Annotated in this window: 14 protein-coding genes; 9 read left to right on the forward strand and 5 right to left on the reverse strand. The window is 39.7% G+C overall.

Translation table 11 applies throughout. The features are described from left to right. The first annotated feature begins 70 nt into the window (after nucleotides 1–70). The 7 genes from P20311_RS09895 to P20311_RS09925 all read left to right on the forward strand — a co-directional run bounded on the left by P20311_RS09895 (nucleotide 71) and on the right by P20311_RS09925 (nucleotide 10802). Nucleotides 71–772 carry an ABC transporter substrate-binding protein gene (locus P20311_RS09895; RefSeq protein WP_036985048.1) on the forward strand — a complete coding sequence of 234 codons (702 nt, stop codon included), beginning with the start codon at nucleotides 71–73 and terminating at the stop codon, nucleotides 770–772. A gap of 120 nt (nucleotides 773–892) precedes the next feature. Beyond that, complete coding sequence (locus tag P20311_RS09900; protein ID WP_008112325.1) at nucleotides 893–2182, forward strand: hemolysin family protein; 1290 nt, start codon at nucleotides 893–895, stop codon at nucleotides 2180–2182. Between the two features lie 201 nt (nucleotides 2183–2383). Then, nucleotides 2384–3553 (forward strand): efflux RND transporter periplasmic adaptor subunit, encoded by a 1170-nt coding sequence (locus P20311_RS09905; RefSeq protein ID WP_008112326.1) that lies wholly within the window; start codon nucleotides 2384–2386, stop codon nucleotides 3551–3553. 12 nt (nucleotides 3554–3565) lie between these two features. Beyond that, nucleotides 3566–6697 (forward strand): efflux RND transporter permease subunit, encoded by a 3132-nt coding sequence (locus P20311_RS09910; protein ID WP_008112327.1) that lies wholly within the window; start codon nucleotides 3566–3568, stop codon nucleotides 6695–6697. Then, nucleotides 6697–8106 carry an efflux transporter outer membrane subunit gene (locus tag P20311_RS09915; protein ID WP_008112328.1) on the forward strand — a complete coding sequence of 470 codons (1410 nt, stop codon included), beginning with the start codon at nucleotides 6697–6699 and terminating at the stop codon, nucleotides 8104–8106. Before P20311_RS09910 ends, P20311_RS09915 begins: the two co-directional genes overlap by 1 nt. Nucleotides 8107–8243: 137 nt before the next feature. Further along, on the forward strand, nucleotides 8244–8864 hold the full coding sequence (locus tag P20311_RS09920) for a TetR/AcrR family transcriptional regulator (protein ID WP_008112329.1): 621 nt from the start codon (nucleotides 8244–8246) through the stop codon (nucleotides 8862–8864). Between the two features lie 315 nt (nucleotides 8865–9179). Continuing rightward, complete coding sequence (locus P20311_RS09925) at nucleotides 9180–10802, forward strand: diacylglycerol kinase family protein (RefSeq protein WP_008112330.1); 1623 nt, start codon at nucleotides 9180–9182, stop codon at nucleotides 10800–10802. A 42-nt stretch (nucleotides 10803–10844) separates the two neighbouring features. Here the strand turns inward: P20311_RS09925 and P20311_RS09930 are convergent, their stop codons facing one another. Then, nucleotides 10845–11153 (reverse strand): VF530 family DNA-binding protein, encoded by a 309-nt coding sequence (locus P20311_RS09930; protein ID WP_008112331.1) that lies wholly within the window; start codon nucleotides 11151–11153, stop codon nucleotides 10845–10847. A 97-nt stretch (nucleotides 11154–11250) separates the two neighbouring features. Continuing rightward, nucleotides 11251–11553 carry a DUF1496 domain-containing protein gene (locus P20311_RS09935; RefSeq protein ID WP_008112332.1) on the reverse strand — a complete coding sequence of 101 codons (303 nt, stop codon included), beginning with the start codon at nucleotides 11551–11553 and terminating at the stop codon, nucleotides 11251–11253. A 104-nt stretch (nucleotides 11554–11657) separates the two neighbouring features. Between P20311_RS09935 and P20311_RS09940 the strand changes: the two genes are divergently transcribed. Beyond that, nucleotides 11658–11891 carry a TIGR02647 family protein gene (locus P20311_RS09940; RefSeq protein WP_008112333.1) on the forward strand — a complete coding sequence of 78 codons (234 nt, stop codon included), beginning with the start codon at nucleotides 11658–11660 and terminating at the stop codon, nucleotides 11889–11891. Nucleotides 11892–11900: 9 nt separating this feature from the next. On the opposite strand, the gene maiA is transcribed toward P20311_RS09940, so the two are convergent. After that, the gene (gene maiA, locus P20311_RS09945; protein WP_008112334.1) at nucleotides 11901–12530 is read right to left on the reverse strand and encodes a maleylacetoacetate isomerase; all 630 of its coding nucleotides are present in this window, start codon (nucleotides 12528–12530) and stop codon (nucleotides 11901–11903) included. A 7-nt stretch (nucleotides 12531–12537) separates the two neighbouring features. Continuing rightward, nucleotides 12538–13839 (reverse strand): homogentisate 1,2-dioxygenase, encoded by a 1302-nt coding sequence (gene hmgA, locus P20311_RS09950; RefSeq protein WP_008112335.1) that lies wholly within the window; start codon nucleotides 13837–13839, stop codon nucleotides 12538–12540. A gap of 144 nt (nucleotides 13840–13983) precedes the next feature. Between hmgA and P20311_RS09955 the strand changes: the two genes are divergently transcribed. After that, nucleotides 13984–14415, forward strand: a complete 432-nt coding sequence (locus tag P20311_RS09955; RefSeq protein WP_008112336.1) for a MarR family winged helix-turn-helix transcriptional regulator — start codon at nucleotides 13984–13986, stop codon at nucleotides 14413–14415. Nucleotides 14416–14469: 54 nt separating this feature from the next. Here the strand turns inward: P20311_RS09955 and P20311_RS09960 are convergent, their stop codons facing one another. Further along, nucleotides 14470–17607: a TonB-dependent receptor gene (locus P20311_RS09960; protein WP_008112337.1), complete on the reverse strand. Its 3138-nt coding sequence runs from the start codon at nucleotides 17605–17607 to the stop codon at nucleotides 14470–14472. Nucleotides 17608–17928: the final 321 nt, after the last annotated feature.

Here is a 17928-nt window from a genome sequence, read left to right on the forward strand (position 1 = left end):
AAATAATCCGCTATATTAAATTTGCTTTTATCAAAAAAGTAACATCTTAAATTTTATATAGTGGGTTATTGTGACTAAGTGGTATTGTGTATTATTGTTCATTGTAAGCCATCATTGTGTGGCTAAACTTACTGTTGTAACAGAGAACTTTGCGCCTGCGCAGTATCTGGACGCGAATAACAATTTAGTAGGTGATGCTGCCGATAAAGTCCGATTAGTGCTTGATAGCGTAGGTATTGATTATTCAATTTCTGTAAACGATTGGAGTATGGCTTACAATATTGCACTGAGAGATCCCCAAACCTGTATATTTTCTATTTCTCGTTCGCCTGAGCGGGAACATAATTTTATTTGGTTTGCTAAGCTTGCCCAATTTGACACTAATTTTTACTCCCTTAAAAGCAAAGGTATTTCCTTAACTAATTTAGAGCAGGCAAAGCAATACCGTATTGCGGTTTTAAAAGATAACTACAGCCATCATTACTTACTTTCAAAAGGCTTTAAAGAAAACGAAAATTTAATGCTGTTTAGTAGTTTTGATAATATTTTTAAGATAATCCAAACACGAAGTTCGAGTATTGATTTAGTGGTTATACCAGCGCAGCGAATAAACCATGAACAATCTCATTTATTAAATAAATTACAACTCGAATTACTAATGCCAATCAATGCCCATCAAGCCCCTTTATATTTTGCCTGTAATAAAAACCTCCCCGATAACGTAAAGCAACAACTTGGCGTAGCTTTTTCTTCATATGAGTCTAAACTATAAATATTAAGCTTTTGATTTTTATTAGTTATTAATATTATTTAAATATCAATTGCCCTGTCTATAAAAGCGTCTATAATCCAGCTGCATTTGCTTGTAAAAGCGATTATTTTGGAGTTATAAATGGGTGATTTAATCGGGATTGCGTTATTAATCTTGATGAGTGCGTTATTTGCGATGTCAGAAATTTCGATTGCCGCTTCACGCAAAATTAAGTTAAGAGTAATGGCGGACGAGGGCAATGTTAACGCTTTGGCGGTTTTAAAGCTACAAGAGCAGCCTGGGGCTTTTTTCGCCATGATCCAAATTACGCTCAATGCGATTGCGATATTAGGCGGGATTGTTGGCGAGCAAGCATTGTCTCCTTATATGCAAGAAATACTACAGCTGTTTTATCAAGGTCCATTACTTGGACAAATTAGCTTTGTATTATCGTTTTTAATTATTACCTCGTTATTTATTTTATTTGCCGATTTACTACCAAAGCGTTTAGCGATGATTTTACCTGAGGCCGTTGCGGTGAGAGTGGTGACAATTATGCGCTGGGTTACTTTTGCGCTCACGCCACTGGTACTATTTTTTAATGGCTTAACCAATATTGTTTTACGGGTGTTTAAAGTGCCCAGTGAACGTGAAGATATTGTGACCACTGAAGATATTGTTGCGATGATGGATGCTGGTGCTGAATATGGCAGTTTACAGCAACAAGAGTATGATTTAATAGGAAATGTATTTGATTTAGAAGCGCGTTTTTTATCAAGCGTTATGTCACCGCGTGAGCAAATTGTTTATTTTGACATTGATGAATCTAGCGACGATATAGCAAATAAAATTATAGATCACCCGCACAATCACTTTTTAGTGTGCAAAGGCAATCTTGATAAGTTAATTGGCTCTGTTGAGTCTAAAGATATTTTACGCCAAGTACTCAAAGGTGAGGCGGCAAATATTAACGATGACATGCTTGATAAAGATATTTTTTTCTTGCCCGAAACATTGAGTTTATCTGAAGCGTTAAATGCGTTTAAAACCGCTGTACATCCTTTTGCGGTGGTAGTTAATGAGTATGCTTTGGTGGTTGGGATTGTTACGGTTAAAGATTTAATGAAAGGTTTTATGGGCGATTTAATTACTCATCAAAGTGAAGAGTTAATTATTGAGCGCGACGCGAGTTCTTGGTTAGTAGATGGCTTAACCCCGATTGTTGAGCTGGCGAAGGTACTTGAAATTGATGAATTTCCTGATCAAAATCATTATGAAACCGTGGCCGGATATTTAATCTATACCATGAAACATATTCCTAAACGCGCAGAGTTTGTTTTATTTGCAGGTTTTAAATTTGAAGTTGTGGACGTGGAAGGAATTCGTATTGAGCAATTACTAGTCTCTAGAGTTAATACTGACAACGAATAATGACAGCCAACATAGCTTAAGAGCAGCCAATGAAAGTTCATTGGCTGCTTTTTTTATGGGTGTTGCTTAAATAACTCAGCTGTTATTTGTGTTACTTATCTATTCAATTGTAAAAATGTGTAAATGTTGCTCAGTAGCTATTTTTAATTGCTTTACTTTAGTTTAGAATGATCGTTCATTCTAAACTAAAAGGTATTTTACATGCAGCGTTCCCGCATCGCTTTTTTTGTATTTTCGGCCCTCGTTGGTTCTGTTGCTTTAAGTGGTTGTGATCAGGTTGCTGAACAGCCTAAGGCTTCTGCTCCTGCAGCGACACCTGTTGGTGTGGTCACCTTAACAAGCCAAGCTATTACACTTAAAAAAGAATTACCAGGGCGTGTTAGTGCGTTTCAAATTGCTGAAATTCGTCCTCAAGTAAGTGGTATTGTTCAATCTCGCTTATTTGAAGAAGGCACACAGGTTGAGCAAGGCCAAGCGCTTTATCAAATTAATCCTGACATTTATGAAGCAGAACTCGCAGCCAGCAAAGCGGCCGTTGCGCGCGCAGAGGCTAGTATTGCAAGCAGTAAATCTAAAGCGTCGCGTTATAAAGAATTACTAGAAATTAAAGCGGTAAGCCAGCAAGACTTTGATGAAGCCGATGCAGCATACAAGCAAGCACAAGCCGAGCTATTAACAGCAAAAGCACAGCTTAAATCTGCACAAATAAACTTAGATTACAGCCATGTATCTTCTCCGATTAGTGGTCAAATTAGTAAATCGAACGTTACTGTTGGTGCGCTTGTAAGTGCTAATCAAACAACGGCACTGGCAACCGTTACCCAGCTTGACCCTATCTATGTTGACTTAACGCAATCAAGCAACGAGCTAACTCAACTTAAAAAAGCCATTTCTTCTGGTTCACTAAGTGTTGACTCAAAAGCACAAGCCGACGTTGAGCTGCAAATGGTAGATGGCTCTATTTACCCAATTAAAGGCACGTTACAATTTTCAGAAGTAACTGTAGACCCAAGCACTGGGTCGGTAACTTTACGCGCTAAATTCCCAAATCCAGATAAGTTATTACTACCGGGTATGTATGCACGTGCCTCAGTGGTTGAGGGTGTAAAACAAGACGCTATTTTAGTGCCGCAGCGTGGAGTAAGCCGAAACACCAAAGGTGAGCCAACAGCGATGGTTGTAAGTAAAGAAAACACCGTAGAAAGCCGTGTGTTAAAAGTAGATAGAACGATTGGCTCTAACTGGTTAGTTACCGCTGGATTAGCTGATGGCGATAAAGTAATTGTTGAAGGCTTACAAAAAATTCGCCCAGGTGCGCCAGTTAGCCCTTCAGAAGTTTCACCGTCTGCAACAGCCGACAAAGCGCAATAACGGAGAGTTTTAATGTCACGATTTTTTATCGACAGACCCATCTTTGCGTGGGTGCTTGCTATCGTGGTTATGCTTGCAGGTGTGTTGGCTATTCAAAGTTTACCAATAGCACAATACCCGTCAATTGCACCGCCAGCAATTAGCATTACCGCTACTTACCCAGGGGCATCAGCTCGTACCCTAGAGGATACGGTTACCCAGGTTATAGAGCAAAAAATGAAAGGACTAGATGGCTTGTTGTATATGTCATCTACGTCTGAGTCGAGTGGTTCGGCTACGCTTACGCTTTCATTTAGCGCTGATACAGACCCAGACATTGCACAGGTACAAGTGCAAAACAAGTTAGCCACAGCTACACCGCTTTTACCAGAAGAAGTGCAAAGGCAAGGTGTATCGGTGGCTAAGTCTGCACGTAACTTTTTAATGGTATTAGGTTTTGTATCAAAAGATGGCAGCATGACCAATATCGACATTGGTGATTATGTTTCATCTAATGTGCAAGATATTATCTCGCGTGTTGAAGGGGTGGGTGAAGTTCAGCTATTTGGCTCTCAATATGCTATGCGTATTTGGTTAGACCCAGCTAAGTTGCAAAACTACAAATTAACCCCTGCTGATATTAGCACCTCAATTAGTGCGCAAAATGCACAGGTATCTGCTGGTCAATTAGGGGGCATGCCAGCGGTTGAAGGCCAGCAGCTCAATGCAACGGTAACAGCACAAAGCCGTTTGCAAACCGCAGCAGAGTTTGAACAAATTATAGTAAAAGCAAACGCTGATGGCTCGTTTGTTCGCCTTAAAGATGTAGCGCGTGTGGAGCTAGGTGGCGAGAGCTACCGTGTTGTAGCTCGTTACGATGGAAAACCTGCATCAGGCCTAGGTATTAAGCTTGCCAGTGGCGCCAATGCCCTTGATACAGCTGAAGGTGTAAAAGCTGCGATTGCAGAGCTTAAATCGTTTTTCCCTGAGGGATTAGACGTTGTTGTACCCTACGATACCACCCCTTTTGTATCACTATCGATTGAAAAAGTGGTTAATACCTTAATAGAAGCAGTGGTACTCGTTTTTGTTGTTATGTATCTGTTTTTACAAAACTTCCGCGCTACGCTTATTCCAACGATTGCTGTGCCGGTGGTGTTACTCGGTACTTTTGGTATTTTGTACACGTTTGGCTATTCAATAAATACATTAACCATGTTTGCCATGGTACTTGCCATAGGCCTACTGGTTGATGATGCCATTGTTGTAGTAGAAAACGTTGAGCGTGTAATGAGCGAAGAAAAACTCTCTGCGCTTGAGGCAACACGTAAATCAATGGATGAAATTAAAGGCGCGCTAGTGGGTATTGCTATGGTGCTGTCGGCGGTATTTATTCCGATGGCGTTCTTTAGTGGCTCTACCGGTGTTATTTATCGTCAGTTCTCTATTACATTGGTATCAGCAATGGGACTATCGGTATTGGTGGCGCTTATTTTAACACCTGCGTTGTGTGCTACGCTTTTAAAACCAAGCCATGTTCACGATAACAGCTCGTTATTCGGTCGTTTTTTCAGTGGTTTTAACCGCGGATTTGATAAAACTAATACAGGCGCACAAAGTCTTGTCAGTCGTATGATCCGTTTATCTAAGCGCTATCTTTTATGTTATGGCCTTATTGTAGCGGGTATGGTGTATATTTTTTCAAGCTTACCAACGGCATTTTTACCAGATGAAGACCAAGGTATTTTGTTTAATCAGGTGTCATTACCAGCAGGCTCAACGACTGAAGAAACGCTTGAAGTAGTTAAAAAAGTAGAAAAACACTTTTTGAACGATCAATCGGATGCTGTAAATGGTATTTTCACGGTGACTGGATTTAGTTTTGCAGGTTCTGGCCAAAACTCAGCAATTGCCTTTGTTAACTTTAAGCACTGGGATGAGCGTCAAGGCGAAGGTTTATCTGTGCAAGCAGTTGCAGGTAAAGCAATGGGCTATTTTTCTACCATTAAAGAAGCGTTTGTATTTGCATTTCCGCCGCCAGCGATTGTGGAACTAGGTACAGCCAATGGCTTTAATATGTTTTTACAAGACCGTGTTGGACTTGGCCACGAGGCTCTACTGGCCGCGCGTAACCAGTTATTAGGCTTAGCAAGCCAAAGCCCAATTCTCGCGGGCGTACGACCTAATGGCCAAGAAGATATGCCTGAGTTACAGCTGGATATTGATCTTGCAAAAGCAGAAGCGCTTGGTGTGTCGCAAAGTGATATTAATAGTACGCTTTCGACGGCGTGGGGTAGTAGTTATGTAAATGACTTTATCGACCGTGGTCGCGTGAAAAAAGTATACCTGCAAGGCGATGCTGAATCGCGAATGGTGCCTGAGGACTTAAACAAGTGGTATGTACGTAATGATAGCGGTGATATGGTGCCATTTTCAGCATTTGCCAGTTCGCATTGGACCTATGGTTCGCCACGTCTTGAGCGTTATAATGGTTTTTCTGCTATGGAAATTCAAGGCAGTGCAGCGCCAGGCTACAGTACAGGGCAAGCAATGGATGAAATGGAACGTTTAGTCAAGCAACTACCTAACGGTATTGCCTCTGAGTGGACTGGTATTTCGTTTCAAGAGCGATCAAGTGGCGGTCAAGCGCCGTTGTTATATGGATTATCACTGTTATTTGTATTTTTATGTTTAGCTGCGCTTTATGAAAGTTGGTCAGTACCATTTGCAGTAATGATAATTGTGCCACTGGGTATTTTTGGTGCGATTGTAGCCGCCTTTATGGGTAACTTATCAAACGATATTTACTTACAAGTGGGTTTATTAACCACCATAGGTTTAGCCTCTAAAAATGCCATTTTAATCGTTGAGTTTGCGATTCATAAAATGGAAGAAGGCTTAAGCTTAGTTGACTCGGCGATTGCCGCTGTACGCCTTCGCTTACGTCCTATTTTAATGACCTCAATGGCCTTTGTGTGTGGTGTGCTTCCATTAGCTATTGCCTCAAGTGCTGGTTCAGGTGCACAAAATGCATTAGGTATTTCAATTATTGGTGGAACACTTGCCGCCTCGTCATTGGTTGTTATTTTTGTACCGTTGTTTTTTGTTTTAGTACGTAGACTGTTTTCAGGAAAGGCTAAAACCACCTCCGAGGAGGAAGTATAATGAGTTTAAGAGCAATCAGTTTTAGTGCTTTTACTTTAGCAATTTTATCTGGATGTCAGTTAGCTCCTCAAAAGGAAGCGCTAAATTTACCTGTCCCTGATGCGTATGCATCAGAGACAGGGGATGAGCAGGTGTCCTCGTTAAAATGGCAGCAGTTTTTTAATGATGAAAAACTTAAAACACTGATATCACAAAGTCTTGAACATAATAAAGACCTACAAATAGCTGCTCTAAATGTTCAGCGCGTGCGTGGTTTGTATCAGATTGAAGATTCAGCGTTATATCCATCACTGGATTTTAATGCATCAGGAAGTCGTCAGCGTTTACCCAGCGATTTATCAGCAAGTGGTCAACCACAAATAAGTTCTCAATACAGTGCAACGGTAGGCATGACGGCTTACGAGTTAGATTTATGGGGTAAAGTACGCAATCAGTCAGAGCAAGCATTACAAACGCTTTATTCAACTCAACTGAGCCAATACACCATGCAAGTGTCGTTAATTGCAGAGCTTGCTAATGCCTGGTTAAATTACGCGACCGATCAACAGTTGTTAGCGTTGGCACAAGAGACGTTATCATCGCAGCAAGCATCCTTATCATTAACCCAAAAAAGTGTTGATTTAGGTGCCGCTTCTAAAATTACGCTGGAACAGCTTAAAAGTACGGTAGCCACAGCGAAAGTTGATATTGCTAAATACCAACGTTTAGTGAAACGCGATAAAAACGCGCTTGATTTATTAGTAGGTAAAACGGTAGGTGAGGATTTACTGCCAAGTAAGTCATTAAATTATTTATTAGACTTGCCTAGTGTGCCTGTGGGTTTACCTTCTGATTTACTAACGCAGCGACCAGATATAAAAGCAGCAGAGCATCAGCTGTTAGCCGCTAACGCTAACATTGGTATTGCCCGTGCAGCGTTTTACCCGAGCATTAGTTTAACTGCCAATGCAGGAACAGCATCACGTGATTTAAGTAATTTATTTGATGCAGGCTCAGGCACATGGAGCTTCATGCCATCGGTAAATTTACCTATTTTTAATATGGGTCGAAATCAAGCAAATTTAGATGTCGCTAACGCAGAGCAACAAGTTGCTGTAGCAACGTACCAGCAAAAAATACAGCAAGCATTTCGTGAAGTTGCTGATGTACTTGCGGATAGAGAAGGCTATAACGCACAGTTAATGGCTCTTGAGGAGTTATTACAAAGCCGAAAGACAACCTTTGAATTATCGCAGGCGCGCTACGACAAAGGGGTTGATAGCTTTTTGCAAGTGCTTGACGCTCAGCGAACTTGGTATAGCGCAAGGCAGCAATTGATCACGGGCCAACAAGCTGTGCTTGCAAGCCAAATCAATTTATACAAAGCGGTTGGCGGCGGCTGGCAGACCACTACTTCAACCGTTAAGTAAATTAGTACGCATAAAGCCTGTTAACAATAAAAGGTTTTATGCGTGATTAAAGTAATGCCATTTAGCGTTTATTTTTTGTGATCAATGCAGTAAACGCTAAATATTTCGAGTTAAGAGACTCGATACTGGAGTTTCAAATGAAACCTAAAAATAAAAAACACCTAGATCCGGTGCAAGCACAAGCGCGTCGCGAGCAGGTATTAACCGCCGCTGCTGATTGTTTTCGTCGCAAAGGCTACCATGGCGCAGGTATGGCAGAAATAGCTAAAACGGCAGGGATGAGTGCCGGCCATATTTATAATTACTTTGAAAGTAAAGAAGCCATAATTGAAAGTATTATTGAACAAGATATGGAAGAAATGTTTTCCATATTTCAAGAGTTTGAAGATCAACCTGGCGATATTTTAACGGTGTTACTTGATGGCTTACACCATGGTGTGCAGCGTCATATGGACACGGGGGCCTGCGTTGTTGACTTAGACATGATGGCAGAGGCCAGTAGAAACAAAAAAGTCGCTTTATTACTGCGTGAGGCTGACACGCAAGCACGTAACAGAATGCGTGATTTATTAGTCAGTGAAAGTAGTTTAATAAAATCACATTCAGAGCAAGAACTTGAAAGCCGCATTAATGTGATTTTTTCAGTGATGGCAGGATTGTTATTACGAAAAATGCTGTTTCCTGAGTTAACAGAAGAAACCGTGCTTATTGCACTGCGTCCAGCGATGAAAACATTACTTATGCCGTTTGATAATTAATACGCTAAGTTATTAAGTAACCATGAATATTTGACCGTTACAATTGTAAAAAAGAAAGGGCTAGTCTTAGCTATAAACAGCTTTAAGGTTAATATTATAAATAAAGACTAGCTTTGAATAGCTGAAATGGAAACCGAAAATAAAAATATAACTTAGTATTATCAATGCACTAGGTTTTTTTTGGCGGTTTGTTGTAAGCTTGCGTTTTATACCTGAATACAGTAAACAAGAATAGTTGCTTTTTGGCGTATTACTTGCAGTCTTTGAGCTATATTAAAAGCGTTAATTTTGCGTTACCAACTTTAAGGAGAGCACATGTGGGCTGCAGTAAGTTATCTTGTAACAGCATTGGTATTTATAGTCTTAGGATTAACGGTTAACTCCATTTACTTTGCAGTTGCGTTTTTTTGGACCGCACTTTCGCTACTATTAGTCAGCGGTGCTTATTTTTTTAATGCGGGGAAAATATTCAGAAAGCGAGAAAATGGCGTTATCCCTTTTTACATTCGCTGGGCTTTTGTTCCTTTTTTGTTAGGTGCACAAATTTATAATGCATGGTCACGCAAACACGATAAGGTACCCCCAATTCAACAAATAAACGATAACTTATTTTTAGCATGTCGTTTGTTTCCCTCTGATATAGATACATTAAAAGAAAATGGCATTACCGCTATTTTAGATGTGACTTGTGAATTTGATGGACTTGAGTGGACATCTACCCAAGAAAATATTAGTTATTTAAACATTCCTGTTCTTGATCATAGTGTGCCTACTCACTCGCAATTAAACCAGGCAATTAACTGGATCCATCATCATATAAAGAAAGACCGTCGTGTTGTGGTGCATTGTGCATTAGGTCGCGGACGTTCGGTGTTTGTTATGGCAGCGTATTTATTGAGTCAAAATAAAGAAGCTGATGTACATGACATTCTTGCTCAAATTAAAGAAACACGTGAAACAGCCAATCTTAATAAACGCCAATTACGCCATTTAGTTAAGCGCCACCGAAGAGGTGAGCTACTGATAAAAAATAAAGCATATTTAATTGCTAATCCTGTATCAGGTACTAAGTTATGGTCTGAAAAAGAGCATTTAATCGTTACACGTTTATCTGCTTATTATGATTTAACCATTTTAAAAACTACACCAGAACAAAACGGCATTACATTGGCTAAACAAGCTATAGAGCACGAGCCTGATATTATAATTGCCTGCGGTGGAGATGGCACTGTCACAGAGGTTGCGAGTGTTTTAGTGGGTACGTCTTGTCGATTAGGAATTATACCGTTGGGGACAGCTAATGCGTTGGCCCATGTGCTGATGGGAATAAAATCTAAATTTATTCCTGTTGAGCAAGCGTGCGATTTAATAATTGATGGTCAGACAAACCTGATCGATACCGCATATTGTAATAACGATTTGATGTTATTGCTAATTGGCATTGGCTTTGAGCATGCAATGATTGAAAAAGCAGATAGAGAGTCGAAAAATAAAGCTGGCCAGCTTGCTTATTTAAATGGTTTTTTACATTCCTTTGGCGAGAATAAAGCGCAAAAGCTGATGGTTAAACTCGATGATAATGAGCCTGAAGCTATTAATACAAATAGCTTTATTGTCGCTAATGCTGCCCCATTTACAACCCTTTTAGCCCAAGGTGGGGGACAACCCGACCACCGTGATGGATTATTAGACGTAAACTGGTTAACGCCAAACAAAGACAATGAAACCACAGTATTGAGTATTGCTGAGCTAATGTTTAGCAGTATCACGCAAACACATTTTGCTATTAACTCGCATTATACTAACGCAAAACGTGTAGAGATAAGCGCAGATAAAACGCTAGATTATGTAATTGATGGTGAGGTTAAATCTGCCGATAAAGTGGTAGTGAGTATTCACCCTGCTTCATTGAATGTAATATGCCAAGAACAAAACTAACTGACTAAAAATGGCGTAAATATTACGCCATTTAGCACTCATTTATTTTTTAATAGAGGGCCATACAAAATCTGATGTATCAGGTTGCGTGGGCTCTGTTAGTTTTGGTTTATTTCTGGGTTTTCGTAGCGGTTTATTACTCATGGTATGAATATAAAGTGCTTCTACTTTATCTCTTGCCCATGGGGTTTTACGTAAAAATTTTAAGCTTGATTTGATACTCGGAGAATCAGTAAAGCATTTTATGTTTACTTGTTCACCCATTGCTTTAAAGCCTAAAAGTTGCTCTAGTTCTACAAGAATTTGCTCTAAAGTTATCCCATGTAGCGGGTTTTTTGGTTGATTATTCATAGTCACACTGCTTTTTTAAACTGCATGTATTGTAACGTATCCCACCGCATCTTAATAGTTTGGAGATGGCTGGCAGATTCCAGATTGTTAATCTTGATTAATTTACAGTAATAGTTGCAGGCTTCTTGGGGTAAATAAGGTTACCTTGCTTATCAAGCTTTAGCCAAATCAATTGACTGTTGTTATGTTGGGGGTACTTTGCAGCACAAATAAGCGTAACTGAGTGAACCTGCAGTATAGCTCCTTCGCTGTAACGTTTATTATCATACCAGCACTCAGTGCTAGTGTTTATAAGCTGGGTAGCATCAACAATAGGAAGCGTTTTTATTGTGCTAGCGAAGCTTAAAGCTGAAAAACACAAGCATAAAACAGTAATAAACGAAGTAAAATAATAACGCATCAAAAAACCTCCAGTGTTTAAAATAAGTACACTTAGCAAAAAAACATGCTAGGGTAAGTAAGACAACATAAGTAAAACACAGAACAATAAAAAGGTGAACAGATATGCTATTTAATCAAACCATGATTGACGAATTTACACTACTAGCAAAATTTCCACGCGAGAGCAAAATGCAAGGAATTAAACTTCATTCAGACGCTGAACCCGCCTTACTAAGCGCAGCACAACGTTTGTTCGATAAAGGGGTTATAGATAGCCCAGATGGTGGCTATTTAACCGAACTGGGCTTAGATTTAATTGAGCATGTCACTGTAATACACAGTGCACTTAAAAGTTAATTTACTCTATTAGTTTGCATCAGGTTGATTTTCAGGGGCTGCATCAATAAAGGCTGCCAACTCATTACAACGCTGATATATGGCTGCTATTTTAGGGTAGGCAGCCATATCTACTTTAAAACGAATGGCATTAAATACCTGCGGTACTAAACATACATCAGCTAAGCTTGGCGACTCGCCTGCGCAAAATGTATTTTTACTATCGAGCATGCGTTCTATTTTTTCAAAACCCACTTCAACCCAGTGGCGGTACCATTTATTTTTTGCTTCATCATCAACATTGAGTTCACTACTTAAATACTTAAGCACACGTAAATTATCAATCGGGTGAATATCACACGCAATTGCATAACTTAAATTGCGAATATGTGCTTTTTGCCATGCATTACCAGGCAGTAATGGTGTTTCAGGATATTGCTCTTCAAGGTACTCTAAAATTGCTAGAGATTGACCTAATATGCCGTTTTCTGTTTCTAAAGAAGGTAAAAGTCCTTGGGGGTTTTTCTGTAAGTAATCTGTGCTTTGTTGCTCTGATTTTAGTAAGTTTACCGGCACCAACTGGTGAACAATATTTTTTAGGTTTAATGCGATGCGCACACGATACGCTGCAGATGAGCGAAAATAAGTATAAAGCTTCATAATCTAATTACCCTTGATTGCCGTTAAAGTGTTTTTTAATTGTGCGCCAGCAGTCAGTGTAATTAGCTTGGCGCTCTTTACCTTCTAATGCGTATTTAGTCGGTGAAATGACATAACGGGATTCAAACATAAACGCTAAGGTATTTTCGTATTTTTGTGGAACCAGTTCCGCATTAGATGCTTTTTCAAATACATCCGCTTCAGGTCCATGCGGAGACATACAATTATGTAAACTTGCGCCACCTGGCACAAAGCCATGCTCTTTTGCATCATATACACCTTCAATTAACCCCATAAATTCACTCATGATATTACGATGATAGTAGGGCGGACGAAAAGTGTTTTCAGCAACCATCCAACGCGGTGGAAAAATAACAAAATCAACATTAGCCATTCCTTCAGTAGCTGATGGCGAGGTTAAAACGGTAAATATAGAAGGATCCGGATGGTCAAAGCTTACTGTGTTCATTACATTAAATCGCGATAAATCGTATTTATAAGGCGCGCTATTACCTGTCCATGCAACAACATCGAAAGGGGAATGCTTAATCTCACAGCTGAATAAGTTGCCATTAAATTTTGACACCAGTTCAAAATCACCTTCTTTATCTTCAAAAGCTGCAACTGGATATTGAAAGTCACGGTCGTTGGCATAGCCGTTTGCACCAACAGGGCCTCGCTCTGCAAGCTCCAAAGCATGTCCATAGTTTTCGCATATATAACCACGGGCCGTTGATTGTATTAAATCAACAGAAAACTTCATCCCTCGGGGTATAACTGCAATTTCACCTGGTTTAACACATAGCTTACCGCACTCTGTATGCAGGAGTAGCTCGCCTTGTTGGGGTACAAATAGCATCTCACCGTCAGCGTTGTAAAAGTAGCGATCAACCATAGACTTGTTAGCAACATAAACATGAATACCAATACCGGCTTGCCCATTAGCACTGCCGTTAGCAGCCATTGTTATGAGTCCATCTAGAAAATCAGTTGGCTTTGTAGGAATTTCAACGGGGTTCCAGCGAAGCATAGTCGGAGGTGTTACGGCTTCAGTGATAGGCGCAGTTCGGATCAGGCCGTTATCAATAGCGATGTAATCACCTTGCACTACCGAAGGGCGTAACCGGTACAGCCATGTTCTGCGATTTGTGGCTCGTGGCGCAGTAAATGCTGTAGAGCTAAATTGTTCAGTGTAAAGATCGTACTTAACTTTTTGAGGAGTAAATTGCCCTATAGGCAAGGCACCGGGTAGCGCTTCGGATTCAAATTCATTACCAAAACCGGTCATGTACTTTAACTGTTCTGCCATTACTGACTCCTGTGAGAGAAGGCTAGTTTTATGTTTTATTTATTTAAGTTAAGATACTCTCAAGTGAGAGTAATTTCAAATTGCTCTATAAATGTGTATGTAAATATAAATGAACAGCTAGTAAACCTATTTAACGGGATAATCATGAAACTGGATTTAGACACTTTTTTAGCATATCAACTAATTAATGTAGCAAGTTTGGTAAGTAATGACCTTGCTAAGGTATACCAGACCAAATTTGACTTAACGATACCTCAATGGCGAATTTTGGCGAATTTAGCGCAATTTGGTCAAAGTAATGCCAAAAATTTATGTACGCAGGCAAATATGGATAAATCGACCGTGTCGCGTGCAATAAAAATATTAGTAGAACAAAAGTTGCTAATAACTCAAATTAATTCAGAGGATAAGCGCGCAGCCATACTTTCATTGAGTGAAGCTGGAAAAGATATGTATAAAAAAATAGTACCCGAGGCGTTAAGGTGGGAAAAAGAACTATTGGCTTCGTTAAACACACATGAACAGGATTTATTAATAAGCTTACTTAATAAGCTAAAAAATAAATTACAGGCATAAAAAAGCCCATCAAATGATGGGCTTTTATAATTTTAACTAATCTAACAATTTAGATTAGAAAGTGTAACGTACACCTACACGCATTTCCCATACTGAAGCACCAGTTTGTACTGAAGTATTAGCGTTATTACCGTTAAAGCCTGAGTAAACGTAACGACCTTGGTCATCAATAGATGTTGAGATCATGCTTGCACCTACGAAAGGACCTTTCTTAAGAACGCCCCAGTCATCATTTAGCATGTTTGTAAGGTTGTCGATTACAAAGAATGCTTCACCTTTATGGCCTTCCATAAAGCCTGGTAATTCTTGTGTAACTTTAAGGTTAAACTTAACAAACCAGTCAGCATTTTGTTGGTTACGACCTGTGATTTCACCACGTTTAAGTCCTTCAGAAGCAATAAAGTCGTTAAACTCATTGATTTCATCAGCCGACATGTTGTAAACAACGTTAGGATCGTTTTCAAGTGGAACGTACATTAACTGACGGTTGCCATTCCAGTTGTTATCACCAAAGGTAGTGTTGCGGTTAGCATCTGTGTTATCGCTACCATCAAACGTAAAGCTGTAAGGTAGGCCTTTGTATGCTTCACCGTAAAGGTTAAAGCGTGTCTCAAAGCCATCTACAAACTCATATTTGTAACCAAGCGTCATAGTAAAACGATGCGGAATTTCATAATCTGAAGACGCAACACCTGGGTTACCTGGGTTAGTAAGTGCGATGTTACCATAGTTAGAACCAGCTACAGAGCTAGTCATTGGGTTTACATCGTCTGCATCTGTGTATGCATAACCAAAGCTAAAGTTGATGCCGTTATCGAACATTTTGCTAACTGCTGCAGAGATAACTGAAGAATCACCGCTATCGCCACTAACATTTGTTAATAAATACTCATTACTACGACCTTCGATTGACTCGTAAATTGGGCGACCATCAAACGTAGTTTCACCGCTATCTTGAAGTGCGATATCACGCATCAATGCAGCATCTTTCTTCTTCGAGTATAGGTAGTCTACAGAGATTACGTATTCGTCTTCAGTTGTGTATGTAGCACCAAGAGAGTATTTCCACTCTGAAGGAATTTCAAAATCTGGGTCTACAGCATTAACTGTTGCATCGCCTACACCAATTTCTGTATTTGCAACAATGTCAAACATACCTTGTGGTACGTCAAAACCAGGTGTACCGCCGTTTACGTTAGCTGTATTGAATAAATCTACACCACGGAACTGCGTACTAATGTTTGTAATACCATCGTTAGAGTAAGAGTTAGACAGCCATACGTTCGGGTTACCACCAGAGAACAAGCCTAAGCCAGCGCGCACTTCAAGTTCGTCAGTTGCATACCATTGGAATCCAACACGTGGCTGCAGTAAGTCAATACCGTCGAATGTAGACTGGTTGCTGAAACCGTAACGGTTAGTGAAGTTTTGGTTAAAGTTAGGAACGTCATCACTTGTGTACTTGTCGTAACGTAAACCAAACTGAATTGTTGCATCTAAGTCAGTAAACGCGTATTCGTCTTGTACATAAAATGTGTGTTGAGCATATTTAAAGCTTGCAGCCGCATCATTCGGGTTATTAGTACCTGCAGCATTGTTGTAGTAGATACGCGCTGCTTGACCTGCTTCAAAGTCGTCAATTGAGTCAAAGCGCCACTCACCTTCTGTTTGCTGTACGAACAAGTTAAAAACAGATAGCTCTTCAAACTCGTAACCAGCAGTAATTGTGTGTTGATCTAAGTAATAAGTACCAGCAACTTTAAATGTAGTTGTGTCGTAATCTAGGTCGTTTGATTGACGAGAATCATCAGGACCAATGTAAACCGTACCACCATTATCAGTGCGGATTTGCATTTCACCAAAGCTGCTTGCAGCATCTAATGACTGAACCGTTGCATCTAGCTCTGATTTACCTAAACGAATTTCAGTAGAAAAATCGTCTGACCAATCAGAATATACAGAACCAATGATTGATGTAAACTCAGCACTTTGATTATAGAAGTGGTTTGATAAAGAAACGCGGCTAGAACCAGTATCAGACTGAGAAATTGTGTTACCGTCGTTGTAGTTATAGATTAAGTTTGCACGGTGATCTTCGTTGATGTTCCAATCTAGTTTTACTAAGATTTTTTCATCTTCAACAGGCATGCTTGATGGCATACCGCCAGCATCGTAGCCGTAAACTGATTGAGAAATACTCTGAATGCGAGATACGTCATCAGCTGTAACACTACCACTGCTAAGACCGTCGTAATTAAACTGGCGAACACCTTCAAGTTTTTCGTATGAAGTGAACAAGAATAATGTATCTTCAACAAGCGGAAGGCCTACGTTGAAACCGTAACGTTTTTCAGTGTAGTTACCGTTATCAACTTCATTACCTTCAATTTCGTCGCCTTTCATTGAATCGTTTGTGTAATCGAAGAAAACACCACCGTGAACGTCGTTGCCACCAGATTTAGTTACAGCGTTAATGTTACACGATGTAAAGCCACCGTATTGAACGTCAAAAGGGGCTAGCTCAGCTGAAACTTGTTCAATAGAGTCGAAAGAGAAAGGGGCACGGATAGTAGGGTAACCGTTTGAGCTTAAACCGAAGTTATCGTTCATGCGAACGCCGTCAAGCGTTAAGCTGTTGTAACGTGGGTTACCACCACCACAGTTGATTGAACCACGGCTATCATCAATTGTGATACGTGGGTCAATACGGATGATGTCTTTTAAATCACGGTTGATAGCTGGTTGGTTTTCAAGATCCGTTAGCGTAAAAGTAGACGCAGGACCTGTACCACCAGACATAGCACTGATAGGGGCACCCGTAACTACAATTTGCTCGATGTTAGAGATATTCTCTAAAGAAGCATTTACCGGGTAATCGTTACCAATGTTAAGAATAATGTTATTGAACTCTTGGTCTGCATAAGTGTCAGAATCTACAACTACTCTGTATGGACCACCAACACGTAGGCCTTTAGCTGTAAAGTAACCAGCATCATTAGTTTCAGTTGTTTTAACTGAGCCTGAAGGAACGTGTAAAATAGTAATTTTAGTTCCTGCAGCAGGGTTACCGTTAGGACCCTTTATTTGACCTTTAATTGCAGAGGTTGTTTCGTTTGCAATTGCAGCACCACTCACACCAACACATGCTGCTATAGCAAGTGATAGAGCTGTTTTGCGAAGTTGAATTTTCATTTTATTTTCCCGTGTAGTTAAATAAACTTTTAATAGCTTTTTTATTTTAATTTTGGATTAAGCGACCGCAAAATACACTTTACCCAAAATACTTACATAGTGTACCTCATTTGTTTGTTACAAATAAAATACAACTGTAATTTTTTTATTATAAAACACTTTATTTATGAAATTTAGCATTTTATCTATGTTTCAATATTTTACCGTTCAAATAGTAAGTAGTTTTTATGACAAACAGATGAAAAGTGATTTTTTCCATAAAAAAAGCCATTACATGCATGTAATGGCTTTTTTAATTTTACGAGTTTTTGATGTACAGGC

The sequence above is a fragment of the Pseudoalteromonas sp. BSi20311 genome (genome assembly GCF_000239875.1).
Classification (GTDB): domain Bacteria; phylum Pseudomonadota; class Gammaproteobacteria; order Enterobacterales; family Alteromonadaceae; genus Pseudoalteromonas.

Coding starts and splice junctions, on each gene's coding strand:
- P20311_RS09900 (WP_008112325.1), top strand. CDS start 893: ATGGGTGATTTAATCGGGATTGCGTTATTAATCTTGATGAGTGCGTTA.
- P20311_RS09905 (WP_008112326.1), top strand. CDS start 2,384: ATGCAGCGTTCCCGCATCGCTTTTTTTGTATTTTCGGCCCTCGTTGGT.
- P20311_RS09910 (WP_008112327.1), top strand. CDS start 3,566: ATGTCACGATTTTTTATCGACAGACCCATCTTTGCGTGGGTGCTTGCT.
- P20311_RS09915 (WP_008112328.1), top strand. CDS start 6,697: ATGAGTTTAAGAGCAATCAGTTTTAGTGCTTTTACTTTAGCAATTTTA.
- P20311_RS09920 (WP_008112329.1), top strand. CDS start 8,244: ATGAAACCTAAAAATAAAAAACACCTAGATCCGGTGCAAGCACAAGCG.
- P20311_RS09925 (WP_008112330.1), top strand. CDS start 9,180: ATGTGGGCTGCAGTAAGTTATCTTGTAACAGCATTGGTATTTATAGTC.
- P20311_RS09930 (WP_008112331.1), bottom strand. CDS start 11,153: ATGAATAATCAACCAAAAAACCCGCTACATGGGATAACTTTAGAGCAA.
- P20311_RS09935 (WP_008112332.1), bottom strand. CDS start 11,553: ATGCGTTATTATTTTACTTCGTTTATTACTGTTTTATGCTTGTGTTTT.
- P20311_RS09940 (WP_008112333.1), top strand. CDS start 11,658: ATGCTATTTAATCAAACCATGATTGACGAATTTACACTACTAGCAAAA.
- maiA (WP_008112334.1), bottom strand. CDS start 12,530: ATGAAGCTTTATACTTATTTTCGCTCATCTGCAGCGTATCGTGTGCGC.
- hmgA (WP_008112335.1), bottom strand. CDS start 13,839: ATGGCAGAACAGTTAAAGTACATGACCGGTTTTGGTAATGAATTTGAA.
- P20311_RS09955 (WP_008112336.1), top strand. CDS start 13,984: ATGAAACTGGATTTAGACACTTTTTTAGCATATCAACTAATTAATGTA.
- P20311_RS09960 (WP_008112337.1), bottom strand. CDS start 17,607: ATGAAAATTCAACTTCGCAAAACAGCTCTATCACTTGCTATAGCAGCA.